The organism is Psychrobacillus sp. L3, from assembly GCF_042945595.1.
Taxonomy (GTDB): domain Bacteria; phylum Bacillota; class Bacilli; order Bacillales_A; family Planococcaceae; genus Psychrobacillus.
Genome location: NZ_CP168493.1, coordinates 2888972 through 2915872 on the forward strand (window position 1 = coordinate 2888972; position 26901 = coordinate 2915872).

General features: G+C 34.1%; 36 protein-coding genes. 7 read left to right on the forward strand and 29 right to left on the reverse strand.

The window, feature by feature from the left end:
* The first annotated feature begins 99 nt into the window (after positions 1 to 99).
* From ACEPXD_RS14305 to ACEPXD_RS14335, 7 genes are all read left to right on the forward strand, one after another.
* A complete protein-coding gene (locus tag ACEPXD_RS14305; protein ID WP_391116968.1) occupies positions 100 to 876 on the forward strand; it encodes an enoyl-CoA hydratase-related protein in 777 nt (258 codons plus the stop codon).
* Positions 877 to 1135: 259 nt separating this feature from the next.
* Entirely contained in the window at positions 1136 to 2572 is a 1437-nt protein-coding gene (locus ACEPXD_RS14310; protein ID WP_391123262.1) for an FAD-binding protein, read from the forward strand.
* Entirely contained in the window at positions 2569 to 3105 is a 537-nt protein-coding gene (locus tag ACEPXD_RS14315) for an MFS transporter (RefSeq protein WP_391116970.1), read from the forward strand. The genes ACEPXD_RS14310 and ACEPXD_RS14315 overlap by 4 nt, the downstream gene beginning before the upstream one ends.
* A gap of 548 nt (positions 3106 to 3653) precedes the next feature.
* Positions 3654 to 3839 carry a hypothetical protein gene (locus ACEPXD_RS14320; protein WP_391116972.1) on the forward strand — a complete coding sequence of 62 codons (186 nt, stop codon included), beginning with the start codon at positions 3654 to 3656 and terminating at the stop codon, positions 3837 to 3839.
* Entirely contained in the window at positions 3836 to 4555 is a 720-nt protein-coding gene (locus ACEPXD_RS14325) for a DoxX-like family protein (RefSeq protein ID WP_391116973.1), read from the forward strand. The genes ACEPXD_RS14320 and ACEPXD_RS14325 overlap by 4 nt, the downstream gene beginning before the upstream one ends.
* An 11-nt stretch (positions 4556 to 4566) precedes the next feature.
* A complete protein-coding gene (locus ACEPXD_RS14330) occupies positions 4567 to 5178 on the forward strand; it encodes a DUF4166 domain-containing protein (protein WP_391116975.1) in 612 nt (203 codons plus the stop codon).
* The gene (locus tag ACEPXD_RS14335) at positions 5168 to 6730 is read left to right on the forward strand and encodes a YndJ family protein (RefSeq protein WP_391116977.1); all 1563 of its coding nucleotides are present in this window, start codon (positions 5168 to 5170) and stop codon (positions 6728 to 6730) included. Before ACEPXD_RS14330 ends, ACEPXD_RS14335 begins: the two co-directional genes overlap by 11 nt.
* Positions 6731 to 7158: 428 nt before the next feature.
* Here the strand turns inward: ACEPXD_RS14335 and ACEPXD_RS14340 are convergent, their stop codons facing one another.
* The 29 genes from ACEPXD_RS14340 to ACEPXD_RS14480 form a co-directional block, all read right to left on the reverse strand.
* Positions 7159 to 7554: a hypothetical protein gene (locus ACEPXD_RS14340; protein WP_391116979.1), complete on the reverse strand. Its 396-nt coding sequence runs from the start codon at positions 7552 to 7554 to the stop codon at positions 7159 to 7161.
* A gap of 166 nt (positions 7555 to 7720) precedes the next feature.
* The gene (locus ACEPXD_RS14345; RefSeq protein ID WP_391116981.1) at positions 7721 to 8095 is read right to left on the reverse strand and encodes a hypothetical protein; all 375 of its coding nucleotides are present in this window, start codon (positions 8093 to 8095) and stop codon (positions 7721 to 7723) included.
* 185 nt (positions 8096 to 8280) lie between these two features.
* Complete coding sequence (locus ACEPXD_RS14350; protein WP_391116983.1) at positions 8281 to 8751, reverse strand: tetratricopeptide repeat protein; 471 nt, start codon at positions 8749 to 8751, stop codon at positions 8281 to 8283.
* 338 nt (positions 8752 to 9089) lie between these two features.
* Complete coding sequence (locus ACEPXD_RS14355; RefSeq protein WP_391116985.1) at positions 9090 to 9614, reverse strand: hypothetical protein; 525 nt, start codon at positions 9612 to 9614, stop codon at positions 9090 to 9092.
* A 356-nt stretch (positions 9615 to 9970) separates the two neighbouring features.
* Positions 9971 to 10363, reverse strand: coding sequence for a hypothetical protein (locus ACEPXD_RS14360; RefSeq protein ID WP_391116987.1), 393 nt, complete (start codon positions 10361 to 10363; stop codon positions 9971 to 9973).
* Between the two features lie 323 nt (positions 10364 to 10686).
* Positions 10687 to 11304, reverse strand: coding sequence for a GNAT family N-acetyltransferase (locus ACEPXD_RS14365; protein ID WP_391116989.1), 618 nt, complete (start codon positions 11302 to 11304; stop codon positions 10687 to 10689).
* Between the two features lie 127 nt (positions 11305 to 11431).
* Entirely contained in the window at positions 11432 to 11959 is a 528-nt protein-coding gene (locus tag ACEPXD_RS14370) for a GNAT family N-acetyltransferase (RefSeq protein WP_391116991.1), read from the reverse strand.
* Between the two features lie 451 nt (positions 11960 to 12410).
* Complete coding sequence (locus ACEPXD_RS14375; protein WP_391116993.1) at positions 12411 to 13688, reverse strand: IS110 family transposase; 1278 nt, start codon at positions 13686 to 13688, stop codon at positions 12411 to 12413.
* Positions 13689 to 14035: 347 nt separating this feature from the next.
* The gene (locus ACEPXD_RS14380) at positions 14036 to 14536 is read right to left on the reverse strand and encodes a GNAT family N-acetyltransferase (RefSeq protein WP_391116995.1); all 501 of its coding nucleotides are present in this window, start codon (positions 14534 to 14536) and stop codon (positions 14036 to 14038) included.
* A 151-nt stretch (positions 14537 to 14687) separates the two neighbouring features.
* Positions 14688 to 15116 carry a hypothetical protein gene (locus tag ACEPXD_RS14385; RefSeq protein WP_391116997.1) on the reverse strand — a complete coding sequence of 143 codons (429 nt, stop codon included), beginning with the start codon at positions 15114 to 15116 and terminating at the stop codon, positions 14688 to 14690.
* Between the two features lie 63 nt (positions 15117 to 15179).
* Positions 15180 to 15647, reverse strand: coding sequence for a hypothetical protein (locus ACEPXD_RS14390; protein ID WP_391116999.1), 468 nt, complete (start codon positions 15645 to 15647; stop codon positions 15180 to 15182).
* Positions 15648 to 15834: 187 nt separating this feature from the next.
* Positions 15835 to 16092, reverse strand: coding sequence for a DUF3953 domain-containing protein (locus tag ACEPXD_RS14395; protein WP_391117000.1), 258 nt, complete (start codon positions 16090 to 16092; stop codon positions 15835 to 15837).
* Positions 16093 to 16198: 106 nt separating this feature from the next.
* The gene (locus ACEPXD_RS14400) at positions 16199 to 16432 is read right to left on the reverse strand and encodes a hypothetical protein (protein WP_391117002.1); all 234 of its coding nucleotides are present in this window, start codon (positions 16430 to 16432) and stop codon (positions 16199 to 16201) included.
* 17 nt (positions 16433 to 16449) lie between these two features.
* Entirely contained in the window at positions 16450 to 16614 is a 165-nt protein-coding gene (locus ACEPXD_RS14405; protein WP_391117004.1) for a hypothetical protein, read from the reverse strand.
* A 138-nt stretch (positions 16615 to 16752) separates the two neighbouring features.
* A complete protein-coding gene (locus ACEPXD_RS14410) occupies positions 16753 to 16962 on the reverse strand; it encodes a hypothetical protein (protein ID WP_391117006.1) in 210 nt (69 codons plus the stop codon).
* 182 nt (positions 16963 to 17144) lie between these two features.
* Entirely contained in the window at positions 17145 to 17522 is a 378-nt protein-coding gene (locus tag ACEPXD_RS14415) for a hypothetical protein (RefSeq protein ID WP_391117008.1), read from the reverse strand.
* Between the two features lie 198 nt (positions 17523 to 17720).
* Entirely contained in the window at positions 17721 to 18101 is a 381-nt protein-coding gene (locus ACEPXD_RS14420; protein ID WP_391117010.1) for a hypothetical protein, read from the reverse strand.
* 527 nt (positions 18102 to 18628) lie between these two features.
* Entirely contained in the window at positions 18629 to 18847 is a 219-nt protein-coding gene (locus ACEPXD_RS14425) for a hypothetical protein (protein WP_391117012.1), read from the reverse strand.
* Between the two features lie 113 nt (positions 18848 to 18960).
* Positions 18961 to 19092 carry a hypothetical protein gene (locus tag ACEPXD_RS14430; RefSeq protein ID WP_391117014.1) on the reverse strand — a complete coding sequence of 44 codons (132 nt, stop codon included), beginning with the start codon at positions 19090 to 19092 and terminating at the stop codon, positions 18961 to 18963.
* Positions 19076 to 19873, reverse strand: a complete 798-nt coding sequence (locus tag ACEPXD_RS14435) for a class I SAM-dependent DNA methyltransferase (protein WP_391117015.1) — start codon at positions 19871 to 19873, stop codon at positions 19076 to 19078. The genes ACEPXD_RS14430 and ACEPXD_RS14435 overlap by 17 nt, the downstream gene beginning before the upstream one ends.
* A 20-nt stretch (positions 19874 to 19893) precedes the next feature.
* Positions 19894 to 20736 (reverse strand): hypothetical protein, encoded by an 843-nt coding sequence (locus tag ACEPXD_RS14440; protein WP_391117017.1) that lies wholly within the window; start codon positions 20734 to 20736, stop codon positions 19894 to 19896.
* 12 nt (positions 20737 to 20748) lie between these two features.
* Positions 20749 to 21495: a class I SAM-dependent methyltransferase gene (locus ACEPXD_RS14445; RefSeq protein ID WP_391117019.1), complete on the reverse strand. Its 747-nt coding sequence runs from the start codon at positions 21493 to 21495 to the stop codon at positions 20749 to 20751.
* Positions 21492 to 22979, reverse strand: a complete 1488-nt coding sequence (locus tag ACEPXD_RS14450) for an amidase family protein (protein WP_391117021.1) — start codon at positions 22977 to 22979, stop codon at positions 21492 to 21494. Before ACEPXD_RS14450 ends, ACEPXD_RS14445 begins: the two co-directional genes overlap by 4 nt.
* Positions 22979 to 23413 (reverse strand): NUDIX hydrolase, encoded by a 435-nt coding sequence (locus tag ACEPXD_RS14455; protein WP_391117023.1) that lies wholly within the window; start codon positions 23411 to 23413, stop codon positions 22979 to 22981. Before ACEPXD_RS14455 ends, ACEPXD_RS14450 begins: the two co-directional genes overlap by 1 nt.
* A 126-nt stretch (positions 23414 to 23539) precedes the next feature.
* Positions 23540 to 23863: a DUF378 domain-containing protein gene (locus ACEPXD_RS14460; protein ID WP_391117025.1), complete on the reverse strand. Its 324-nt coding sequence runs from the start codon at positions 23861 to 23863 to the stop codon at positions 23540 to 23542.
* Positions 23864 to 23924: 61 nt separating this feature from the next.
* Positions 23925 to 24101: an asparagine synthase gene (locus ACEPXD_RS14465; protein WP_391117027.1), complete on the reverse strand. Its 177-nt coding sequence runs from the start codon at positions 24099 to 24101 to the stop codon at positions 23925 to 23927.
* A gap of 362 nt (positions 24102 to 24463) precedes the next feature.
* Positions 24464 to 25393, reverse strand: a complete 930-nt coding sequence (locus tag ACEPXD_RS14470) for a DUF1835 domain-containing protein (RefSeq protein ID WP_391117029.1) — start codon at positions 25391 to 25393, stop codon at positions 24464 to 24466.
* 116 nt (positions 25394 to 25509) lie between these two features.
* Positions 25510 to 26391, reverse strand: coding sequence for a DMT family transporter (locus ACEPXD_RS14475; protein ID WP_391117031.1), 882 nt, complete (start codon positions 26389 to 26391; stop codon positions 25510 to 25512).
* A gap of 223 nt (positions 26392 to 26614) precedes the next feature.
* On the reverse strand, positions 26615 to 26896 hold the full coding sequence (locus ACEPXD_RS14480; RefSeq protein ID WP_391117033.1) for a hypothetical protein: 282 nt from the start codon (positions 26894 to 26896) through the stop codon (positions 26615 to 26617).
* Positions 26897 to 26901 lie beyond the last annotated feature (5 nt).

Consider the following 26901-nt stretch of genomic DNA (forward strand, 5'->3'; position numbering starts at 1 on the left):
AATCGACCTATTATGAATCCATTACCTATAGATGACAGACTACTAGTAAAATGATATGTTTTGTATGGGGAAATAATTGTATTTTTAGGGGGAAAAGAAATGAAATCGATTTATTATGAACAGCATGGAAATTTGGCATATGTAACACTAAATAGACCTGATGCCTTAAATGCATTTAATTACGAGATGCTTCGAGAGCTAGGCGATATTACAGAATCTATCCGTATAAATCCAGATATCCGTGTCGTAATTTTCACAGGAGCTGGAGATAAATCATTTAGTGTGGGAGCAGACTTAAAAGAACGAAAAAATTTAACAGCTCAACAAGTAAAACGAAATATTTATAAAATCGGAGAAGTATTCTCAGCTATTGAAAATCTTCCACAACCAACTATTGCTATGCTAAACGGCTACGCCTTTGGTGGAGGTACAGAACTTGCACTAGCATGTGATTTCCGAATTGCAGCAGATGATATTCAACTAGGATTAACCGAAACAAGCTTAGCCATTATTCCAGGCGCAGGGGGAACGCAACGTCTACCACGCCTTATCGGAGAAGCAAAAGCACTAGAGCTAATTTTAACAGCAAAAAGACTTAAATCAGAAGAAGCACTAGCGTATGGCTTAGTAACTAAAGTTACTTCTCGTGCAACATTAATAGCAGAAACAGAAAGCTTTGCAGCACTAATGCTTGCTAATGGACCAATCGCACTTCAACAAGCAAAGTTTGCGATCAAACACGGTATGAATGTAGATTTGCATACAGGGTTAAACATTGAACGTAAAGCCTACGAAATCACTATTCCAACAGAAGATCGAGTAGAAGCTTTAAATGCATTTAGTGAAAAAAGAAAACCAGTGTTTAAAGGAAAATAACTAATAATTTTTTTGGATAGTGAAGTGACTGAGTCACTTCACTATCCTTTTTTTTTAGCAATTTGACGGTATGTTTGTTCGGTTTCCTCTTGGAAAAAGTGAAGACAAAATACACTTTGGGTATGTGGTAGTCGGACTAGCTTATGTGGTGCTCGATTCGAGTTATGTGGTGTTCAATTGTATTTAATTTTAAGAATATCGCAAAAACACTTCTTCAAATGGTAAAATATAGTTGCATTTGTAAAAGGAGGCGAGTCAAATTTTCAAGAATCGCTATTTTGCTATTATTTTATATGCTGTCTTATTAATTTGCTCCTTTAAACTATTTCACTTTCAATTGTCCCACCCAATCGTAGAGGATTATGGGCGGCTTTTACCTATCAAGATGAAGGCTGTGAAATCAAGCGATGATGAGGAGAAAGTTCGTAAAATTATAGAAGACGCGAATATGCATGATGATCCAATTTCTATTGCAGGAATGCAGCATAGTCAAGGAGGTCAAACCCTCTATCCAAATGGCATTCTACTCGATATGAAAAACTATAATAAAATTCTAGCATTTGATAAAGAAAATAAAGTTATCACCGTACAAAGTGGTGTGACTTGGGCTGACATCCAATCCTATACCAACCCATATGGACTCGCTTTAATGGTTAGTCAATCGCAAAATATTTTCACTGTTGGTGGCTCATTAAGTGTGAATGTGCACGGCCGCGATATTCGAAATACTTCTTTGATTGAATCCGTAAAATCATTTAGATTACTTAATGCAGAAGGGAATATTATTCATGTCAGTCGTGAAGAAAATCCTGAGCTCTTTCGGTTGGTCATTGGGGGTTACGGGTTATTCGGTGTTATTCTTGATGTAACATTGCAATTGACGGATGATGAACTCTATCAAGTTCAAACAAAATCGCTAGCTTACGATGAATACAGTTATTATTTCGCTACTAATGTTCTTGGAAATGATACTGTAAAAATGCATTTGGCAAGAATTTCGGTTGCACCGGATAACTACTTGAAGGATATGTATATATCGAACTATTTCACGGCCGATGACCAATCACTGTTAAACAAACACTCTACTTTAAAACGGGAAAGCATCATCGCAGTCCCAAAATTCTTTCTAGGTCTTTCTCGTATCAATGATTGGGGAAAGAATATGTTTTGGAAAACACAAGAAACATACAATAAGAAGATTGATGGCTCTTATATTTCAAGAAATAATGTGATGCGCTCAGAATCAGCCTTTATGGAATATGACAGTACGAGTAAAACGGAAATATTGCAAGAATATTTCGTACCAATAAATGAGTTTACCAACTATATAGATGACTTAAGAGAAATGCTCCAAATGGAAAAAGACTTTAATTTGCTGAACATTACCATTCGATATGTGAATAAGAATGATGAAGCAGTCCTGTCCTATGCAAAAGAAGACATGTTTGCCCTCGTTTTGCTTATAAATCATGGAACTAGTAAAGACAGTATCGAAGAAACGGGTCAAGTCATTCGGAAAATGATTGATATTACGTTAGCTCATGATGGAAGCTATTATCTTCCCTACTATAACTATCCTACAAAAGAACAGTTGGAAGAGGCATATCCGAGAGCGGAAGAATTTTTTGAAATGAAGGAAAAATATGATCCTAATCACCGGTTCATGAATCTTTTCTATGAGGGGTATAACGGATGAATTATAGAAGATTTATTGTTTATCAGAGCACTATAGGTATGGCGGCAAGTATGATTTTTCCGTTCTATGTGTTGCTATTAAAAAATGTCGGGAGCAGCTATTCACAGTTCGGTTGGGCATACGGAATATTTGCATTAACCGCAGCTTTAAGTTACCCCATAATTGGAAAGCTCGCTGATAAAACGGGAGATAAAATTCTATTGGTTATTTATTCCTGGGGAATGGCACTGATATTGCTCGTTTTTCCACTTGCTTATGAAATTTGGCATGTTTATGCCCTTCAAGTTGTGATGGGATTACTTGGAGCGGTTCAGAAGAATTCGGAAAAAACAGTTCTAGCTCGTACTGTTAAAAAAGAGACTGCAGGCAAGGAAATCGGTCGCTATCATATTTGGACATCTGTTGGTGCAGCTTTAGCGGTTATAGTTACGGGGTATTTAGTTGATTTCCTGACGATTGGGAGTATTTTTTATGTAGCTTCTATTGTATTTGCTTGGAGTGGGTTTTATATGATGAAATTGGAAAAGTCTTGAGTACTAAATTGGTAAATATGTGGTACTCGGGCCAGGTTATGTGGTACTCAGGCTAGTTTATGCGGCACTCGGATTGAGCTATGTGGTATTCAGCCTGAAATGTAATAATTAGATAGTTATAAGCGTTTTTCAAGTGAATAAAACTAGTTAAATACAAATGAAAGAGAGACAAAACCAGATATTTTATGGTTTGTCTCTCCATTTTCACTTTAATAAAGCTCTCCATGTTTTGTAGCAATTAACGTATATAATCCTGGTATATTATTTTCTACTCTTTCAGGCCACCAGGCAGAATTTAATAGGTTCCACCATATTCATGTATTTTAATAGTTAATAATTTCCCATCTTTAACTATAACTGCTTTCGCTTAATTCCTTATTCCAATTTTAAATACTTTAACTATAGCTTTTTATGCTAGATTTTCTATGCTCATTTTAAATACTCTCCAATCAATATCAATTAATCATCCAGCTTTACCTATTTATCTATTCTCCATCATTATCCAAAATTCCTTCATCTTGTGATAAGCTTGACTGGAGGTGAATCGAATGAAGAGAAAAGCCATATATGTTGAAACATCTATCAATACAGAAATGGAAAAGTTATGGGATGCAACGCAGAAACCAGACTTACATGAGCAATGGGATCTCCGCTTTTCTTCTATCACCTATTTACCAAAAGAAGAAAATAAACCGCACATTTTGAATATAAAACGAATATTGGATTTGGCTTGAACATTGCTGGGTGGGGAAAAAGTGTTGGTACTTTTCATGCAAAGGACGATTCGAGAACATCCTCCTTACACTTTGGAACGGATCAAGCGATTTCCATCATTCGCGAAGGAAAAGGCTATTGGAAGTATAAGCCTGATCAAAGTTCGATTACATTTCTTACACAATATGATTATGAAACTAATTTCGGCGCAATAGGTAGATTTTTTGACCGTCTTATTTTCCGACCACTTATCGGATGGGCAACCGCACTAAGCTTTGATGTATTAAAGAGATGGCTTGAAAAAGGAGAATCTCCATCTGCACAATATAGTCGATTTTTCAGTCATTGGATCATCACACTCTTATTCTTTTTCGTATGGATATATCAAGGCTTAGTACCTAAATTGATAATGATGCACCCAGAAGAAGTGTCCATGACGAAAAACTTACTAGCTATAACAACAAGTGAAGCATCTGGCATTGTCGCAACAATTGGCATAGCGGAAATAATCTTTGGTTTCATTTGGTTACTCTATTCAAATAAAAAAAGATTACTAGGAATACAATTAATCCTTTTTCCTCTGCTCACCTTATCGGCTATTTATGCAGATCCTACTATTCTTAGTCATCCATTTAATCCTTTAACTTTTAACGTAACTTTATTTGGGCTTTCTATTATTGGATTTTTCATGAGTAAGGATATTCCTTCTGCTAAAAGTTGCAAACGAACGAGATAAGGAGCATTTAAATGTCTATCTATAAACAAATACTTGGTGAGCAATTTTATCAGCTTCAGCCAATGCTCCAAAAAAGATATGCACTTCCTAATGGGAAACCTTTTAAAGCAACCGGCACCATGAAAAAAATAAGTGGAGGACCTAAATGGCTGCTCCCTTTGTTTTTGCTAGGAACTCGTTGGAAGTTTTTATTTCCTGAGCAAGGAGAAAACATTCCTTTTTCTATAGTAAACAGTAGTCGAATTGGGGCAAATGGCGAGAACCAAGTCCACTGGGAAAGAATCTTTCAGTTTCCTAAAAAGAAAAGATATTTTAATGCACTTATGAGCCTAGATGCTAATGAAGACATCGTAAAAGATTATCTAGGAGAACCGAGTTTATTTTACTCCGAACTGGCTTTCTTTGTTTCGAAAGAAGGACATATGCAAATTGAATCAAGAAAACAGCGAGTTGTTCTTGGATCAATTGAAATTCCCCTATCTAAAATTTTTCAAGGTATTGTACAAGTAAAAGAATATTATATAGAAGAAAGAGATGTTTTTTCGATACATGTCGTCATTACGAATCCTATAATCGGCAATTTATTTGAATACGAAGGAGAATTTCGAGCGGATGACTTTTAAAAGGATTGTGTTATTGCATATTATTTTATTTCTAGCTACTATGTTTTTTAGTGTAACTCCTTGGTATTTTTTAATGCTAACAGTTGCTCAGCTTTTATTTGTACCAATCACTCTACAATTGATCTTGAAACAAGAGAATCGATTGTATTATTATTTTGCAATACCAGCATTTGCGTCTGTTTTTATTTTACAAATAACGACGGATACTAAGTTGGACCTTTTATTAGCAGCTATTTATCTACTTTTCACATTTGTCGTTGCTTTATATGGATTCGGTCGTTTTATCCGCCGAGGCTTTGCACATTTAGAAGAATTTTCGATTGATGCTGGGATGATGTATTTATTCATCGGGGGTATTTGGTTCTTTGCTTCTGTTGCTGAGATTGATACTGGGTTCTCACCTATCCTTACATGGTTAACAGGAATTCACTTTCATTATTCTGCTTTCTTATTACCCATTTTCGTAGGATTTCTCGGTCGCTTATATAAGACAACTGCATATAAAATATTCTGTACCATTATTTTAATTTCACCGATCATTGTAGCAATAGGTATAACCTTCTTCTCATGGCTTGAAGTTGTTTCCGTGCTTCTTTGTATTATTGGGATTTATGGGCTCATTGTATTAACTATTAAAGCAACTTTTGCAAGTGTACGACAAAAAGTGTTCGTGCTTATATCATTCGGTTCGTTAGGGGTTACCATTATTTTTTCATTACTGTATGCAACTAGAATTTTTAGTATAGGCATTGATTTTATGCTTCGTTTTCATGGTTTTTTTAATTGTATTTTATTCGCCCTGTGCGGGATTATTGGTTGGTCTATTTTCACACCTCCTTCAAAAGGACAAGGTTGGCGTTTTCCAGTTAGCAAAGTTAAAGGAAAGTACATAATTGGAGAGCAAATTTTAACTGACCATATGGATAAAAAAGCATACAAAGGTCTTGTGAATGATATGAATATATATGTTCAGAAGGAAACTATGGCTTCTACGATCATCGATTTTTATGAAAACACAACTCAATACAGACTATTTTCGGAAGTGCACTGGCATGCTTGGTTTAAACCTTTTGCAGCTATTTATAAACTTATTAGTAGGAAAATAGAACAGCTCAATCTCCCATATTCTAATAAACAGATGGAAATGACTGGAGACATAGTTGCCGTAGAGGATGGTCGCTCCGATACGAGAGCATGGGTACGAAAAATCAACAAAGAAGTCATCTTTGTCGCTCTCTACTCATCCCATCGAGCGAATAATAAAACGTATATGAATATTGCTTTGCCACTCCCTTGGTCATCAATGATTGGAATACTGGAATTGCATCAGCAAGGAGAAAAGCTTCTCTTAACAAGTAAAGGATCTAGCGATTCCGATGCGGGGATTTATTTAGCTATTAAGAAATACGTATTTAAATTACCACTACAAGAGCAATTTTTACTTGAGGAAATAAAAGAAGGAGAGCTTCGTGCAAAACATCAAATGCGGATATTCTCTATACCTTTTTTAACGATTAATTACGGGATTCATAGAAAAGAAATCTTTAATTAAATGAAGGAGCTTTCCGTTAAGTAACGGGTTCCGTTACCTATCGCAAAACTAGAATTTACACACATAATTGTAAGTAAAAATGTATTATTAAAAGCACCGTAAATTACGGTGCTTTTGTCTACTAAAAAATAGCCCAGTTCAATTTCGAACTGGGCTATTGCCTGTGTTTAAATGCCAAACGCTTGTTCAACTAAAGAACCCGTTAGCCATCCATGCAGCACAAAATCAGTGCTGCACCACAGAGAATGAAAATGGTTATTGGAGTCAATACTAGAAGTCTACCGAAAATAATAGACTTAATAATGTCCGCTCTCCTCTTTTTTTAAACGATTAAGCAGGGGTCTTCTTAAGTATTGTTATTTTTCTTTTCTTTAAGAAACTAATTTTCATGGTAGTTGAATAAGGAAGGAGATGTCAATTTGTAAAAACTAATTAACTTTGAGGTTAATTTTCTCTTCATATTCACCTGTATTAGTCCGCCATTTAATTTCTATATAGGCATGATTTAACGATATAATTGCGTTATCTATATCTGGAGGATGATTACTACTGCCAGTTCCAAACGATATTGCTGTTTGATTCTCTTGAGGTTCAATTTCCCCAGTACGTGCACCTTCGTCAGTAACTAACGAATAAGTGACATATAGAAGTTCCTCATCTCCTGTATATTCAATTCCTCCTCTATCATAGAGTTCCGAATCGGTCACTTCGTATGTTACGTGTGCTTTCCATAAGTCCTCTTCACCAGTAGCTTTAATAGTTTCTTGATTTGAACAAGCGGTTAAAAGCATTATTGTAAGTAATAAAGTGAGTATTTTTCTCAACTTAATTCCCCTCTCCAAAAATCTTGGATTGATTTTTCCCCATGTAATAACTATTTCGACAATTGTATAAAAATACCTCTTATTGAACTAAACTGCACCGTTAGTTCAACAAGCAAATAGGCTTTACTCCATCTGGAAGTACAGTTAGCACCGATTAGTTGAAGAATCAGGGGTTGAATATCTGCCTCAATTCCTTTGGGACAATAATAACATTTACAATTTTATATTCCGATTGATTGTCTAATAGGGGTGCAAATTCAACCAATAACATTTCCCCCTTCTCCATTGTAATTAGTTCGTAATCTTTAAAATTAGAATCCTCTGTTGAAATGTCCTTAAAATGATTAAATTCAACTTCTGAAATCGAATTCTCTGCACCTTCATAAAATAACGATTGGAATCCGTCGTAATTTTGAAAATCAATTTGATACTTCATTAAGTATGCTGCATTCATTGGCGAATCTGGTTTTACTCTCTCCTCATCGCTACAACCAAACAACAATAATGATAAAAGTAACAATAGTGCAAATTGCCTTTTCAATCATTTCCCCCCTCTTTTATCTCACCTTAACTATTCCAATTCAATGTTATACCTTTATTTTCCTTATTGAACTAAACTGCTGCGTTAGCTCAATAAGGAAAAAGGCTTTACCCCTTATTGAAGTAAAGCACCCGTTAGTTGAACAAGAATAAAGCATTGTATGTTCCGAATTTGCAACAGGACTATTATTTTATATCCCACTTAGATGATTCGGATTTCTCCAGCCAATAATTAGCTTTCGCAGTATCTTTAGCTATTCCAATACCCATCTCATATTTCTTACCTACGTTAAACATCCCAATTGAATCTCCACTATTAGCAGCCTTTAAATTCAATTCAAATGCTTTTGTTAAATCTTTTTCTACACCTATTCCATTTCCATAAAGATAACCTAAGTTGACCATAGCTGTTGTATTTCCATTATTAACACTTTCTAAATACCATTTTAAACTTTCTTCATAATTAATATTTACATTTATTCCTTCTTGATAATAGTAGGCTAACATTCCTTGTGCTTCTGCGTCTTCTTTTTGTGCCAAATCGTGTAACTCTTCAATTGAAAGCTGGCTATAATCCTTTTCCAAATCTAATAGAAGATACAAACCAACTACAGAAATTAAAGTTACAAAAATAAAGATGAAATTTCTCTTTTTCATAATAATCTCCTCTATTCTATCTATTTCACTCCAAGCCACCTTATTGTATGGTAAATTGGATATATTTACAATTATAATCATATTATACCTATAGAAGTAATCTTTCTCGCTAGTTTAAGAAGAAAGATAAACAGTATTTTCCTGATGTACCATAAAAAATCCTTCTTCAACTAAACTGCTGCGTTAGTAAAAAAAGCTTTACTCCCTATTGAAGTAAAGCACCCGTTAGTTGAATAAGAACAAAGACGCTTATTAAACAATCGCCCCCATTAGTGGTAGAAGGTACTTGTTTTTTATGTAACATATCTCCAACCAATTAAACTAACTAACAGACCACGTTAATTCAAGAAAGTTTCTTCTTTATTTGGTTTAACAAATAAGTCTATTCTTTCATTAGCATACGCGCCTTTATTTATATCTCTCCACTTAACAATCATGTAAATAACATTTACCTCTTTAAGTGAAATAGGGTCTCCTTTTTCATTTAAATACTTTCCACTTTCGATTGCACCAGTAGTTATTTCGGCAATGTCAATTCCATCACCAGTTTCTGGACTTGAAAACTCTATTGAATTCGAATGTACAGTAAAATCTTCGTTGTTAATAACAGCATGGGTTTCAAATTGAAAAAAATCCGAAAGATATTTTTCTTCATTTTTCATTTTTAATGTGCCATTACCTGCTTTAAAGTTTTCTGGTGTTATCATAACTTCGTATCCAGTTAAACTCCAAGTTTGACTTTCACCATGCAAAGGTAAAAAGTAATTATTTTTAACTAATTTCCCACTATTGTTACATCCAGAAAGCAAAACAATAAGCGTTGTAATTAACAGGTACAAAATACCTTTATTCTTTTGTAGCACTACATACCTCCTCCCTGCCTTACTAAATTAAATGGCCCGTTTGTTGAACACAAGTTAAACAACACTCTTGAACTAACCTGCCACGTTAGTTCAATAAGAAAAAGGCTTTACTCCTTCTTGAAGTAAAGCACCCGTTAGCCATCCATGAAGCGCAAAAACAGCGCTTTACCACAGAGAATGAAAATGGTTTGAGGAGTCAATACTGATACTGACCCTAATCCAGTCTACCGCAATCCATAGACTTATTTACGCTCTCCTCTTTTTTTAAACGATTTAGCAGGGGTCTTCTTAAGTATTGTCATTTTACTTTTCTTGAGGAAACTAATTTTCATGGTAGTTGAACAATAAATGCAAATTCAATAAATTTTCAAATCATCAATCTTTTCACATATATCTTTAGCTCTTTTAGACCTAAGGAACTCATCTATACACCAAAACAGACTTGAAGATAAAAGAGCGGTAATAAAAACTAAGCTATTTAAACTCCTTTCCGTTTCTATGAATGGGATTAAAACGAACAGAGCGGCAAGGAACAAATGAATGAATAATGCCAAACTTCCTCTAAGCAATCCGCTTATTTTTTTTGTAACGAAATCAGAGAGAATAGATGATGGTACTCCATAAATCAATAGAATGGGTAATAGATACACACCTATTAAGATGACAAAACCAGACTGTTCTACAAGAAAATAAATTAACATGACCAATACACCAGCTATTAATCCCGAACAAAGTTTTCTAATAATCAAGTTGCTCACCCCTATCAATTTATTAGTTAATTTCTTCAATAGTCAAATACTTCTTCAACTAACCGGCACCTTTAGTTGAAGAAGAAAAATAGCTGCAGTACAAATCAACGATCTTCCACTAAAGCGTCCGTTAACCATCCATGCAGCACAAAATAGTGTTGCACCACAGAGAATGAAAATGGTTAGAGGAGTCAATACTAGTAGTCCACCGAAATCAATAGTCTTATTAATGTACGCTCTCCTCTTTTTTTAAAACCATTAAGCAGGGGTCTTATTAAGTATTGTCATTTTTCATTTCTTGAAAAAAATATTTTCTTGGTAGTTTAAGTGCATTCTTTCACAATGTTGTTCTCATGCTTTTTTTCTATTATCACTTGTTTTACTTTTCTCCAATCATCATCTGTAATTGAGTATATTACTGCATTTCTAATATATCCGTTTTCAAGAATTCTTTCTTTTCTTAAGATACCTTCTTTAATAGCTCCTAAACGTTCGATAGCTTTTTGAGAACGGACATTTCTCTCATCTGTTTTAAATTGTACTCTTATCATCTTTAATTCCTCAAAACAAAATTTTAGTAGTAGGTACTTACACTCTGAATTGACAAAAGTCCCCAAAAAGCTACTTGCATACCAAGTTGCGCCTATTTCACATGACTTCTGATTCGGGTTAATTTGGTAAATACTTGTTGTTCCAATAATTTCATTAGTTTCTTTTAAAACAACAACAAACGGTAGTGCCTTCATTTGATTGCGAAGTTGAATTTTTTTTGACACATGTTTTTCCATTTCAGTTTCCGATTTAATTTCACCTAACATATATGTCCATACTTCAGGGTAGCTAATAGAAAATAAGTATCTTGCATTCTCTTGTTGTAAAGGTCTGAGTATAATGCTTTCACTCTCTAAGACAGGTGGATCAATAGACAATAACTGATTCAAATAGGCTCTCTCCTTAGTTTAAAACAAAATTTCACAAAAATATTCTCTTTATACTTCTATCTCAACAAAAATTATAACGATTCCTTCCTCAATGAAAGCACCTGTTACTTGAAGAAGAAATATTTCATTAATGATACTCAATCAACCAACAATCTTGATATTTCCCCTCGTGAAGCTCACGACTTGGAAGTAATTTTATTTTGTTAAAACCACATTTCTCATAACATTTTATCGCCCTCGTATTTCTTGTTTGAGGGTCCATAACTATTCGGTCTGCATTTTTATGTTCGATTAAAAATTTAATCATAGATGTAACAATTAATGTGCCAATTCCTTTATTCCAATACTCTATCTCTCCAATAAATTGGTCTGTTCCATAAACATTTTCGGTAAAATACCCATATTCCTTTTTCGTTTCATTATCTAATTGATAAAATTGGATATAGCCAATTTCGTTACCATCATATTCCACAATACATTTAACTTCTTCATCTTCAGGAGCATAAAAAACTTCATTCACTTTTTCTAAATCAAAAGGATTATCCCTACCTTCATAGAACTCAAGAACCATCGGGTCTGAGAGCCATTTTGCTAACAGGACATTATCTTCTTTTTCTAATTTTCGAACTTTTAATTTCCCATTATGAAACAACATAATAATTCTCCCTCCCAATTAAAAAACTGTTTATAGAATTCGTTTCATTAATTAATAATTCCTAATTAGTTTTTCAACTAACCTCCCTCTATAAACATTGAGATATCAACGGTTTTCATCACTTCGTGATTAAAGAAAAATATTTTTCTCTTCTCTGATAAACAGAGTCTTGAATTTATAGATTTTATTACCAAGTTGAGCGTACGCTTCGCTAAAACTAATGGAAATCATTAGCTTTTTTATCCACTATTGTGATGCACAATGGATCTCTGCGAAACTTATGACGACGTACCCTCCCATGTCTCTTAGCGTCAGTGCGCTTACATTCCTTCGTTCGGTCTATTCATAAGGCAGAGGCCAGCTAAGCTGCCCTGGGGACTCATAGTCTTAGTGTTAGTTATAGTGCCGGCTTCTCCGTGTCATCCTTTAATAGGTCGCTGATCGGAAATGCTTACGCTGCCTCTCCGAGACAGTAAAGATCTTTCATCATAGCTTTCTCGTTAAAATAAACTTTCTTTTTACAAATTCCATGTAATACTTTTAGTAATTTACCACAAAGCACTACCATCGATTGCTTGCCCCGTAAGGGATTTTGTTTCCGTGTTGTGTAGTATTCATGTAATTGTTTAAACGCTTGATTGTGACGAATAAGTGGAACTATTACTTTAAAAAGAATGTATCTAAGTTTCTTTCTTCCTCTTTTGGAGATATGTTTTTGCCCCTTATGTTGTCCAGAAGAGTTTTCACGTAATGTTAATCCCGCTAGTTTGATGAGTTGGCGTGGATTCTCATAAAGTGAAAAGCTTCCTACTTCTGAAAGTAAGTCTACAATCGTCGCATCTCCTAAACCTGGAACAGATGCGAGCACGTCATAATCATTCGTTGTTTTAGCCATTTCAGCTAATTGATTATTTACTTCTTCAATTTCTGTCTCTAATAAGCGATATTGACGTAGGAGTGTGGCGATTTCATGTTTGGCCATCTGTGCTCCTTCAGTCAGTCCGATTGAGTTTGTCGCAGCTTCGATTAGTAGTTTGGCTTTCGGTAACTGTGGAGCTTTCATCCCCCCTACCTGACGGTAGAGAAAGACAAGTTCTTCCGCTGTTTTTCCTTGAAGTTCCTGAGGCATTGGCGTTTTTTCTAGTGCTGCAAGTGCCATCTTTCCGAAAGTAGGAAAGACTCGAGTAAATTCAGGGAAATAGCGATCGAGCCAACGTCTGATTCGATTTTTAATACTAGCTAAATCCTCTGTTAACTTGGAACGAAGGGTAGATCCGATGCGCAGTTCAGCTTCTATCTCTTTTAATAAACGCGGATAGCTAAAGCGACCGTCTTTCATTAAAAGAGCGATGACTAACGCATCTTTTTTATCGTTCTTCGTCTGTAGATTATCATCCAGTTCTTTCGAACGTTTGACGTGCATTGGATTTACCATGACGAGTGGAATGCCGTATTGATCTAAAAAATAAGCTAAGTTCATCCAGTAGTGACCTGTCGGTTCAATACCGACGATGACTTCCATTTTCTGTGTTTCCAGCATCGTTTGTCGAATCTTTTTATACAAACTTTCGAATCCTTCTTTTGATTGATGTACCGCAAAGGCCTTTTCTATCACTCGTCCTCGTTCATCGACAAAGCAGGCGTAATGCACGCACTTCGCTATGTCTATGCCAACGACGAGTGTATTTTCAGTCACTTGATTAATTTTGTTATTCATTTTAGAATGCATTTAGGAGTCCTCCTTATAGATGATGGGTCAATGGTCGTTGACACTCAGCATCATACTAGAGGGCTCTTTTTTCTGCAAGACCCCGAACATCTTTCAAACAGGAATGCTGCCCCGTTAGTAAAAAAAGGCTCCACTATTTATTGAAGCAAAGCACCTCTTTCGTTCAATAATTTACATATATTAACTTATTCTACACAAACACAAAAAACCCTTCTTATTAAACTAAACTGCTGCTTTAGTTGAATAAGAAGGTTGTCTATTAACAGCCCTTTTTGCTAAGCACCCGTTAGTTAAAAAACAGAAGGTTTCTTAGTCAAGAACCGCTCCAATCGTTGTACGGTATTAAATTACATATCATAAGGTTCAAGCTTCAAAATAAATTCTTCAACATCCTTGCCTCTTGCGTTGGAAAAACCCTGATCTTCAGAGATGATTTTAAACCCGCATTTTTCCAATACCCTGATGGAGGCGAGGTTATCTTTAGCGGCACGAGCATAGAGCGGGCGTACCTTAATATACTCCAGAAACTCTGACAACGCTTTAGTTGCAATACCTTGACCCCAATATTCCTTCCCAATCCAGTAGCTTACTTCGTGTTCGCCGAACTGTTCAAAGTTCGAGACGTGTCCAGTGACAATGCCATTGAATAATATAGTCTTAATTGTGATGGTCTCGTCAGCGATAATTTTTGTCCAATGGTCAAAAAATGCGTCCTTATCAGTGGGGTCTTTTGCTGTAAAGGCAGCCATATAGTTCGCCGTTGAATCTAGTTGTTGTTCGAAAAAGATAGGAAGATCTTCCTCTATGATATCTCGTAGCTTCACTTCGCTTTTGCTAATGGATTCCATATAATTCACAAGCTCCTTAACCTATTTTTGAATATAAATTCTTCCAAGTTTAGAGAAATTCCTTCTTCAACTATCCTGCCCTGTTAGTTCAATAAGAAAAAAGAGTAGCCTTAGCAACCCATGTTCTTCAACTAAAGCACCCGTTAGTTAATTATTCAATTTTTCCTTCTCCAGTCAATTGTGTTCCATCAACCAAACCTAATTGACCAAAAGTATATATATATTCTGATTGATTCCTCTTTTTTACACCTTGAATATTTACAAAGTATTCATTACCTTCCTCTAACAAATTATATATCCTTGAGTCCTCAATCATTACCTTATATCTTTCTTTATTTGGACTGTGATCATTAGCATTAGATCCTATAACCCACATTTTCATATATTTTCCTGGTTTTATATGATGCTCTTTCTTTTCAATTTCAAAAATCATTGCACTACTTTTATAAGATTTTCCTTCCTCAAAATATAAATAAAATAAAAAACCTACTATTAAGAAAAAAATAACCAACCAAACTATCCATTTTTTACGAGAATAATTGAACAAAAATCCACCTCCTAATAAAAGTTCTTCTTCCACTAAACTGCTGCGTTAGCTTAATAAGGATAAGGGCTTTATTCCTTATTGAAGTAAAGCACTCCGTTAGTCCAAAAAGGTTTGTTCTTTGTTAGGTTTGATGTATAAATCAATTCTTTCTTTAGCACTTTCACTCTTACCCCGCCAATCAACAATCATGTAAATATTATTTATTTCGTTTAATGTAATTGGGGTTCCATCTTCGTTCAGATATGCCCCACTTTCAATTGCTCCAGTTAATTCCTCTTCAATATCCATTCCAGTACTACTTACTCCACCTGTATGCACTACTAGGTCTTTATCGTTAATAACTACATGGGTTTCGAAATAAAAAAAGTCTACAATAGATTTATTTCCATTTTTCACATGTAAAGTTCCATTACCTGCTTTAAAACTTTCTGGTGTTATCACAACTTCGTATCCAGTTAAATTCCAAGTCTGACTTTCGCCCATTAATGATAAATAGTAATTACTAACTGACTTCTTAATAGAATTACATCCCGAAAGTAAAACAACAAGTAGTAAAAAAAGCATATAAAAAATTCTTTTACTTTTCAGTATAATAATGCCCCCCTTTTTTCCGCTATAATTGTATCATTTTAACTTTTATAAAGGTGATTTCATCTTACACTAAACTGCTTCTTTAGTTGAATAACAATAAAGTCATTCTTTTAATAGCCTTGTTCTGCTAACGCACCCGTTAGTTGAATATTACTTCTATTTAATTAACCATAATCCCTTTAACCGCAACGAATAAAATGTATAACGAAATGCATAATAAGAAGATACCCCGCAATAAACTCTGATTTCTTTTATATTCTCGTAATCCCATTACAAGTAACATTATACTTATAAGTATTAACATCAATGGTAGTAAGTTGTAGTTTTCCGTAACCTTACCGTAAGTACCAATTAACATAACAAGGACTGCAAAAATTAATTGAAATAACATTAAAATGTCAAACTTTTTTTCTTTCATTTTTTTACCTCCCACTGATAATCTGTCACCTTCAACAGATACCTTTTTAAACTAACCTACCCCGTTAGTAAAAAAGGCTCTACTCCTTATTGAAGTAAAGCACTCGTTAGTTTAATAACTGCAACTTTATAACATCTTGTTTATCTTTGAATTTTATCGTGATTTTATATTCATCCTCTTTATATGTTTCAAAATTAACAGTACCAACTAAAAATGAAATAATGTTACCTTTAATTTTTGTTTCCATACCTCCAACGTTCCCTGTAATTAACCCATCCCTACCTTCAAACTCAATGTCAATATTATATAAATCTCCCTGCGATAGTTCTAAATCTTTCACTTCGATTTCAACCCAATTTACTTTTTTTCATCATACAATTCAGGATTATAAATATATTTGACATTCCAATGTTCTCCCTCGCCATAGAAAATAACCTCATCCGAAATAACAGTTTGTTTGGTTGATGAACAAGCTGTCAAACTAATTATAAGAAAAATACCAAACAACACGCTCAACTTCATTTTCAAACCACCTCTTTTGAAATTAGTAACCTACGTAATAAAACCATTTCTTCGTTCACTAAACTGCTGCGTTAGCACTATAAGAAAAGGCTATGACAAAGACAGCCATGATTTTCACTAAAGCACCCGTTAGTTAAATTAATTATTTTTTTTCTTCTTTAAAATAAATATTTCTCTTATAAAGGACCCGATTACTGAAGATACAAAGATTATAGCTATTAAGTTTGCAACTTTTACAATTGTATGGGGCGTGTAAATAACTTGAACGCTTTGAATAATTACACATAAACCAAAAATAATGGACATCAATACTAAAAATTTAGGCGTAGCTTCCCTTCGCTTATTCATAATAATCACCCCTCTCATGTTCCAATTATATACCAGATATCTTTTTATAATTTTTCTTTTTCTTAAACTAACCTGCCCAGTTAGTTCAATAAGAAAAAAGAGTTGCCTTTGCAACCCATGTTCTTCAACTAAATCCTCCGTTAATAAAAGAAGCACCTATTTCGTACCAAGTACGCCTTCATTCAGGAAATCGAATTTGATACTTTTACTTTTTTATTTTGTTCGTATATCTCATAAATACTAATAGCAATAACAATCCATAAGGCTGGATTTTTCAAAGAAATTCCTACTTGTGAAATACCACCAAGAACTGTAAATGCAACAACTAACAAAAACAAATACACCGTTGAAACCATTTGCCAAAGTAGAATTATTCTCGAGTTATCTTTTTGAAACCTGTTAGAAAAAATACTGAAAAATACAATGATTATCAACAGTACAATCACAAGAGATTTAGGCAAATAAATGAATTCAATTAAATCAGGAAAGAAATCATAAGCTAATAAAGTGGTCATTAAAAGTAGCATAAGTACAATAACAAATACATTAATTTTCTTCATTTTGTCACCCTTCCTTTAGTCCTTGTACGTATGAATAGCATAAATAGTTTCATATTACTCTGCCTTTTTGTGCTTCGCTTATTGAACTAAACTGCACCTTTAGTTCAATAAGAAAAATGCTTTACTCCTTCTTGAAGTAAAGCACCCGTTAGTTAAAACCTAATAATAAGTTCTATTTCTTGGTTGTTTCAAAATCTGTTATTTACGAGGTAAAATAAGTTCTTCTTCTTTACCATCCCAACTTATCTTTACAGAAATACTTTCATCCACTTGATGTAATGAATCCTCCGTAGTATTAGGTATTGTTGATTGAATTAAGCCATCTTCATTTAAGGAATAGTTTTTTACTTCTAAGTTTCTACCTCTATAATTATGAGAAATAGTATAGTCGATCGTTTCAGGAACTTTCTCTTTACCGATATAAAAAATGGTATATGAAAAATTAGAGTCAGTTATTTCATAACTAGCTCGCCAATTCTCCCCTTCTCCTTGAAAGGTGAATACTTTTCCCTTCTCGCTACACGCCGCTAAAGATATAAGTCCAAGTGAAATAATAAGAACTAAAAGTATTTTTTTCATAATACATCCCCTTTTGTATATTGCATTCGATTCATCACTCTAATATTCGCTCAAAACCCCAAATATTCCTTTATATTTACGTTTTTATCCTTAATTTCACCGATCCTTCATAATTTCAGTGGCTTTCCGTAATGACATTGAACCTAATGTTTGTTCAACTAACCTGCTCCGTTAGTTTAAGTACAATGTTTCACAATCTATATATTAATTTTAACATAACTATTCAGAATACCTTTTAAAATCAGGTTAAATAGTATTGTTTTTCAGTATATCCATGGCATTATGTTAGTTAATTTGAAGGCGATTTGTAGGTGAAAATGCAAACGTACACCAGCCATTGTACTCTTACCAATTGTGTTGCAATTTGTTATGCATTTATTAAGTATATTTGGTATGTACTCCTTTTATATCAACAAAAAATGACCAACAAAATGATATACAAATTGATGGTCATTTTAACTTACATTTTTAATGTTTGCGACAGGTAACGGAACCCGTTATCCGTTAAGGGAGCTCCTTTTAACTTGCTATTCACTATACATTTTCTTATATTTTTCATTAAATGCATTTAACCAATCCGTATCAATTGGACCGTTAACTACTTTATAATAATCCCCATTATAAATATGGACATAATTTTCTTCCATCGTAACCATAGTAGGATTGGATTCATCATGATGGAATGTGAATCCAAATTTCTTCCCATTGTAATTAGTGTCAAAGAAATTTTCCTTTTGCTTCTTCACTCGATACTGGCTTAAAAAGTTTTGTAGTTCCTCTACAGGCTCTATATCCTCGGTTCTCCAACCATCAAGGTTATCGTCTGGAATAGGATAGTCTCTATTTGTAATTGAAAATCCTATAAATCACCTTTTTTCAATCGGATTAAATCATCTAAATCTCGTTCACGATAATCATTCCAATACTTGAATGAAAAAACTGCAATAATAGCGATGAACAGAATCAAATATATTTTATTTTTCTTTTTCATAAATCCTCTTTCTACAAACATAAATCATTTCATAGCTATCAATACTAATAGGTGTACCTTTCCAATCCTTATTCACTTGTAAAATATCAAACCCATTTTCGTATAGTAGCCTTTCCATTTCTTTTGGATATGTATACCTCAAGCTTATATGCGTTCTTGTTTCATCAACGACAATGCTAGCCGCATTTTTAAACTTCCTAATTGTAGTATAGTGTTGAATTTGACTCAAGGCATCATAGTTACTTATCGTATAAACATCTACCTCTTTATTACATGTTACATCTTTATACGTTTTCCAATATTCTTCGGTACCTGGTTGCAGTAACTCTTCTGCGCTAGGAAACCTCGTTCCAAAAATAAAAATTCCATCTTCCTCTAAATGTGCATAGATAGAAGATAAAAGCATGTTTTGAGATTCATTCGTATGAAAATGTTGAAAGGAGTTCCCTACCATATAGATTAATGGGCTTTTACAATTTAAATTTAGTTGAGTGCAGTCTTGTTCTAACCATTCAATTTGTAATTGAAGTTCGTCGGCTTTTTTCTGAGCATGTTCAAGCATGCCAGCATGTAGGTCTACTCCTATTAATTTTAAGCCTTTTTGTGCTAAGGGAATTGTAATTCTTCCTGTACCACAAGCTAAATCTATAATGGTGCCTCTTTTCTTTGAAGACCACTCCATTAGAAATGGGATTTCTCCCACATAAGCATTATTTTCGATATCATAGGAAACTGGATTATCATATTCTTCCAAATTGTCATTCATTATTGTATTTGTCATGGGATTCTCCTTATTCGTTATTATTCTTGAAACAACCATTGTTTCGCTTTCTCTTCAAAGTCCTCATCTTTCCACGCTACTATGGCTGCCAGTTCTCCATATTTTTCAATTTGATATTGGAAAAATAAATCCCCTAGAAAATAAGCTAATCTACTGTGACCAAATATTTTTCCTCCATTGATGGAAAACCACTCATGAAATAGTTCATCCCTTGTTAAAGATAAATAATCATTTGCAAATGCTTTCTTTATTTCGCTTGTATTTGCATGTGCAAAAGCTAGCCAATCATAGCCCTCGTCGTTATAAGAAAAATAGATAGAAGGATGTACGTTTACAACTGTCTTTCGAGACAGATGGGTGGCTGCTCCTTCTTGATAAAGCCCAATAAGTAGACTAGTCCATTTGATCTTAGTCCAATCTATTCCTGCTTGGTCCGATAGAATGTTTTGTGCCAAATGACCAAATTCATGTGCAATGATTACCCTCAAATGTTCAGCATTCGGTGATAATTTTTCTAATGCAAACGTGATGTTCGGAATGATTTGACGATGCGTGTAGGCGTTAGAGCCAAAACCTCCAACGATCAAATTAATATCGATTGGGAAAGAAATTTGATAAAGCTTCCAATATTCTTCAGCTATTTCTTCAATTAAAGGCAAAATATTTTCGTGCACTTTCTTTATAACTGTAAAATACTGAGGATATTTTTTAATAGATTCATTATGCCTTTCGTCTGTGTCTTTACAATGAAAAGCAAAATACTCTTCAAAGATATCTGGATATTGTGCATAGTAGCTTTTTAAGAATGCTATGGACGGTTCATAATTATTTAGAAAGTATGGAACAGTATCATAGATTTTCAATTAGTTATCCTCCTAAAGCTTTCTACTTTTAATAATTAACGTAGTGGGTATAGATTTTGCTTTTTCGTAAGAGTACCATCTATTTTCATGCCTTTGAATGTCTTCTTCGGAGCACCAAACATCTTCAATCACTTTCTCAATCTGAAATCCATGATTAATTAACGTATTAATATAAGTACTGATTTTAAACTGTTGCATAATTGCGGGATTCCCCCATGCCTCATGGTCGTATGGGCCTTCCTCATGATAGGATTTATTGAAAGTTAGGACTCCATCTTCATTACTTACTCGACTATGCAATGGATGCTCCCAACTAAAAATAAATAGGCCACCTTGTTTCAAGTATTTATTAATATTGGATAATGTCTTGTCTAAATCTGTTGTCCAACCTAGGGCATAGATAGAATATACAATGTCAAAATAGTTATGTGGCAACCCTGAATCCAGTTCCATTGGCGATTCAAATAATTGAACAGGCGAACCACAATTTTCTAGTAATAATTTTGCTGATTTTATTTGTTTTTCAGATAGGTCTAAGCCCCATAGTTCAGCTGCATTTCGCTGATTCATATATTGTAATGAATGCCCACTGCCACACCCTATATCTAAAACTTTTAAATTCGTAATATCGCCAAATAGATTAAGATTATCTTCAAGTGGTGCCATAGGTCCATACTCAGGTAATGGATTTCTTCCATAAAAACGTTCTGCTGCTGCTTCCCAACTATGTTTATTTTTTTCTAGTGACTTAATATTCATTCCTTAAAACCCCCACCATTTTCTCCTATTAAGCTTGGACTTCTACGATGCTTAGTAGCTTGCTCAAATGCATAAACAAGCTTAATTAAAATCCCCTCACTAAAAGCAGTTCCTGCAAAGGTTACACCAAATGGTCTTCCACTTTTCATATATCCGGCAGGTATTGCTATAGAAGGATATCCTGCTTTTGCACATATGGTAGATCCGATATAAGAAGGAAATAGAATTGCATCTAGATCATATTTTTTTAGAGCAAAATCAATTCCTTGTTCTTGAGAAAAGTAGATATCTTCCAATCTTGCATTCAAATATTCTGGATTTCTTAATGTATTAGGAAAATGTTCTCTCTTCTCTAACTTATCTTGGCCGTATTTTAATGCTTTTTCTCCCAATCTTTTGTTGAACAGAATTAATTCACTTAAAGAATGAACAGGTAGCTGCGGAGGTAATTTTGAAAGGTAATTATCCAAGCTATGTTTCAGCTCATATAATGACACTCCCCAACTCCATTCTCTATGGAAAGAAGGAATTTCTATATCTTGAATAACGATTGCTCCTTCTTCGCCAAGTGTTTGAATGGCAGAATTAAATAATTCTTCATCATATTCATCCGATTCATTAGAAGTAAGTTTGAACACACCAATTCTTGCACCTTTTAAACCATTCGAATCTAAATAGATAGTGTAATCTTGTAGTGATTGTCCATCACTTTTAAGCGTCGCGGGATCAAGAGTATCGACACCAGTTAGTGCTCCTAATAAAATTGCTGCATCGCTAACGTTTCTCGCAAATGGTCCAGCTGTATCTTGAGAATATGTAAAAGGAATAATACCTGTTCTGCTTATTAAGCCAACAGTTGGTTTAATACCAACTACTGAGTTTTGTGTAGCAGGACTAAGAATAGAAGCATCTGTCTCAGTACCTACCGATAATACAGTGAAATTAGCAGCAACTGCTACTGCTGAGCCGGAACTCGAACCTCCAACAAAAAGATTCTCATCCCCATAAGGATTTTTTACTTGTCCTCCTCTTGCGCTATAACCAGCCAACATTTCCGAAGACATCCCATTGGCTAATTCTGTCATATTCGCCTTTCCTAAGATTACTGCTCCTGCTTTGCGAAGCCGTTCTACAAGAAAAGCATCATGAGCACTAATATGATTTTCTAAAGCTATTGTTCCTGCACTCGTATGCATGGAGTCACTTGTTTCAATATTATCTTTAAGTAATATTGGAATTCCGTGTAAAGGTCCTCTCGATCCCATTACCTTTCTTTCATGATCTAATGCTTCTGCGATGAAAATGGCGTCCGGATTTATTTCCAAAACAGCGTTAATCCTTGATCCGCCTTGATCATATTTTGCGATTCTATGTAAGTAATACATGATTAGCTCTTTTGAAGTTATTATTCCATCTTCCATTCCTGCTTGTATTTCTTGAATGGTTAATTCGTCTCTGAAAAATTCATTAAATTTAATTTCCATTAAAACGCTCCTCTGTTCCTCAAAGCCTCAGCTGCTACAATACTGTCGCGCAAATAATATTGTATTTCCTCATTTTTAACAATTTCATCCGTCGTCATCCAGTGAATCGATTCCACCTCATCCGGACTTTTTGCGTACGGTTCCCCTTTATCGAATTCACAAAGAAACACAATGTCCACAACTTCTTTGCCATTTGCTAATACAAAAGAAGTATTTCGTACATATTGAATAGGATCTTTCACTTCCATCCCAACTTCTTCAAATAACTCACGTCGAAGTGTTCTCTCCAAAATATTTTGAGAATCACCTTCTTGTTCTACAGTTCCACCTACTAAGGACAATTCTCCTCCAGCATGCGCTTCCTTTGTGCTCCTTCTGATTAAGAGCCACTTATCCTCTTTAAATATTGCACCTTCCACATTTACAAAAAACATTTGTATTCTCCTTCCACAAAGCCATTATGTATTCTTCGTGATGTATAACAATAATTCCTTTCCTATTTATAAAAAGCATAAAAAAACTGACAACCCTGTATTAGGGTTATCAGTTTTTATTGGAGGCTAATCTTTATCATAGTCCTTTTTAGAAACATCCTTTACATCTGTAAAGTCTGGTTCTTCACCAAGTTCAGTACCAAGATTAGGATTTCTGTAGCTTTTATGATCTCTGTCTGTAACTACATCTACGTCTCCAACTGGGTCAAACAGAAGTGGTAAGCAAAGTAGTCCACTTAAACCAACAAGACCAAAAATAATTCTAGATAATCCTGTTGTCTCTCCACCAAAGATGGAGGAGACTAAATCGTACTTGAAAAATCCTATTAGACCCCAGTTGATCGCACCGATTATTACTAATACTAAAGCAATCCGAGATATAATTCTCATGGATTAACACCTCCTTATTTTTTATGCAAAGGAAGGAAATAATGCCTTCCCTTACGAATCTTTAGCGACGATGTTCGACTAAATCGATTGCCCCTAATACAATATGAGCTAAGCCAAAGCCAATAATCGAACCCGATATTAACGGTGAAATGCTTCTATTATTACGCAATACCACACCCGTAGTTGTTACGGCTGTTCCAAGTACCGTAGGGATTAAACCTTCTCGTAAATTCTCCATAAAAACACTCCTTTCGTTAATTGCTATGATTCGCCCTTATCTTTCGCAAATAACACCCGTTTAATACAGACCAATGAAATTAATGTTTTAAAGAAAATAATTTGTATTGGAGTTAATTTCATAAACAGCATTTAATTATTACAACACGAACAATACTTAATTTATTGATTGGAACGACAGGCGGTGAAGGCTCATCGCTCACCCCACGGAAAGAGTCCGCCTATAGCGGAAATCATGCTGATGAAATTAATTCAATTTTTATTATTATGTGCAAAAGTTTTTAATTTATTTTCAATACGTTATTATTAAATGAAAAAAGTCGATATCCTTTCTGTTAAGGAATCGACTCTTCATTATACTGCTTAATTGGAAGCATCCTTTTGTATATGAACTCCTGCAATCCACCAATCGATTCCCACAAAATCCAATCGATTTTTATTCCCGTTTAACACATCTAAACCGTGAGAAGTTAATTCTAACTTGGCATTTGACGAAGAAAGTTGATAATTTGGCAATGGAAGATCACTTGAAAGTAACGGATTCATTCCCTTCATTAATTCGTTTAAAATAGCAGCAAAATGCAAATCACTTAATCCGTCATTCACTCTTTTTTCAGTTACGATTTTAAATAACTCGTAGAATTGGCTTACACCTTCATTAATTAGTTGTAGCGATAAAAATTCAATTTCATTTAGGCCCGTTTTTGAGGATGGAAAATAACTTTCATGCTCTATAAAAACTGGAAGTAGAAAAGGAAGAAAATGCTTTTCTGTTTGAATCCATTTTTTAATATCCTCTTTATTATTCGAGTTATATGCAATCCAACCTGAAACAGCCTCATGAATTTGTTCTTTTGTTATCTCTTTTTTATCATCTACTAGTGCCATTAATTGCTGGGAAGATAACTGACCCAATCCATGGAAAGGATAAATGCCAGGGTATCGGTCAATACTTATCATTGATAGCTTTTCAAATCCCTTTGAGGATAGCTCTGTTAATAAATACATGAGCATTGTTTGGTCATACCGATCATGCTCAAACCAAAGAACAACTTCATCATTTGTTGATATATTATTTAGAAGGTGATTTTGTTTTTCACAATTGGAAATAAAAAACGCAGAAGGAATACTTAGTCTTTCCTCAAAAAAAATAGCACGCCTTTGTATTTGCTCCGTTTTTGACCAATCTAAACTTAAAGGTCCAAAATCGTACATTTCTCTCCATACAATAATTTCTCCATCTATTCCTTGGATCTTATTTCCCACTGCATCACCATTCACAATATGTATCATGAGCATCCTCCTTTATTTCTATTCTATTTCTTTTCTCTATTCTTCATTGGTTAAGGTTTTTCCTTTTTTAGTAATAAAAAAAAACGTCTCTATCCATTGTAGAAACGCTCTCTTACTTAAATTATTTCTTCTATGCTTTTCTTTTTCAAAAAACCAAACTTCGTTTCAGATATTATAATTGCAAAAAGTATGAGAATTGCTCCGATAATCATTTTAAAAGTCATTACTTCACTTAAAATGACAATCGAAAATGCCATTCCCCAGAAGGATTCTGTTGATAAAATAATTGCTGCTTTTGTTTCCGAAATGTATTTCTGAGCAACTGTTTGCATTAAAAAAGCGATCGTAGTTGAAAAAACGCCTAGATAAAGTAGATTGAACATTCCTTCTGTTTCCAAAGAAAAAGAAGATTCCCCTCTAAACAGAATAACAGTACATCCAACAATAGCCGCCACTATCATTTGAACAATCGTAAGAGCAACTGGATCCTCATTTTTTACAAACTTAGATGTATAAAATATATGAAATGCAAAACAAATCGCACAACATATAGTTAGCATGTCCCCTATATTAATTTCAGAGGAAAACTTAAGAGATAATACCGCTATACCAATTACGGCCAGAATAGCACCAATTAATTCGAACATATCGATTTTCCTCTTATATAAGAAAAATCCTATAAAAGGTACAATTACAACGTTTACTGATGTTAAGAATGCATTTTTCGACGGAGTTGTATATTCCAGTCCTACAGTTTGAAGAGCAAAACCAATATATAGAATAATTCCTAATAACGTTCCTTTCATTAATATACTTTTATCTAGTTTCTTCAACTTTTTATGAAAGAAAATACTTAATATAACTGCACCAATTACGAACCGCCCCGCTAAAATTTGATAGGGAGTGTAGTATTCTAGCGATATGGCGGTCGAAACAAATCCACTTCCCCATATAATTGCTATAATAATCAACATTATTTCACCAATATATTTTTGCATGTAATTCACCAACCTTTTTTCAATATTCTTAGTATAACGTAATATCTTTTAAAAAAAGTGACTAATTTCTACAATATTCGCACAAGTAGAAGAAGCTGCTATCAACTATGAAGTATTACGCCAAAAAATTCTCCTAATGAACCAAATTTTCATTCATACTTTACAAAAGTGCATAAAAAAAAGACCATTATATTGGTCTTTTCATCAAAATATTCTTTTGAATTTATAACCTAATAAAAACTTCTGTACCATCTTTTGCTTTAACGTCAACCAGATTAAGCCCTCTATGCCTTTTTAGTTCTTTCACAATTTCCTTCAGTTCACTTTTGTTAAGTTGTGGAATTGCAAATGACATTCCTTTTTCCTTCATACTTTCTATCGTCCATTTGTTTATCATTTTATTCAACAATTGTGAAGAAAGTATAGTAATACCGATGTTTAACACCAGATAAGGAACTGGAATGGAGAGTCTTACTGCTTTTGATTTCACTTTTACGTTTAGCATATGGG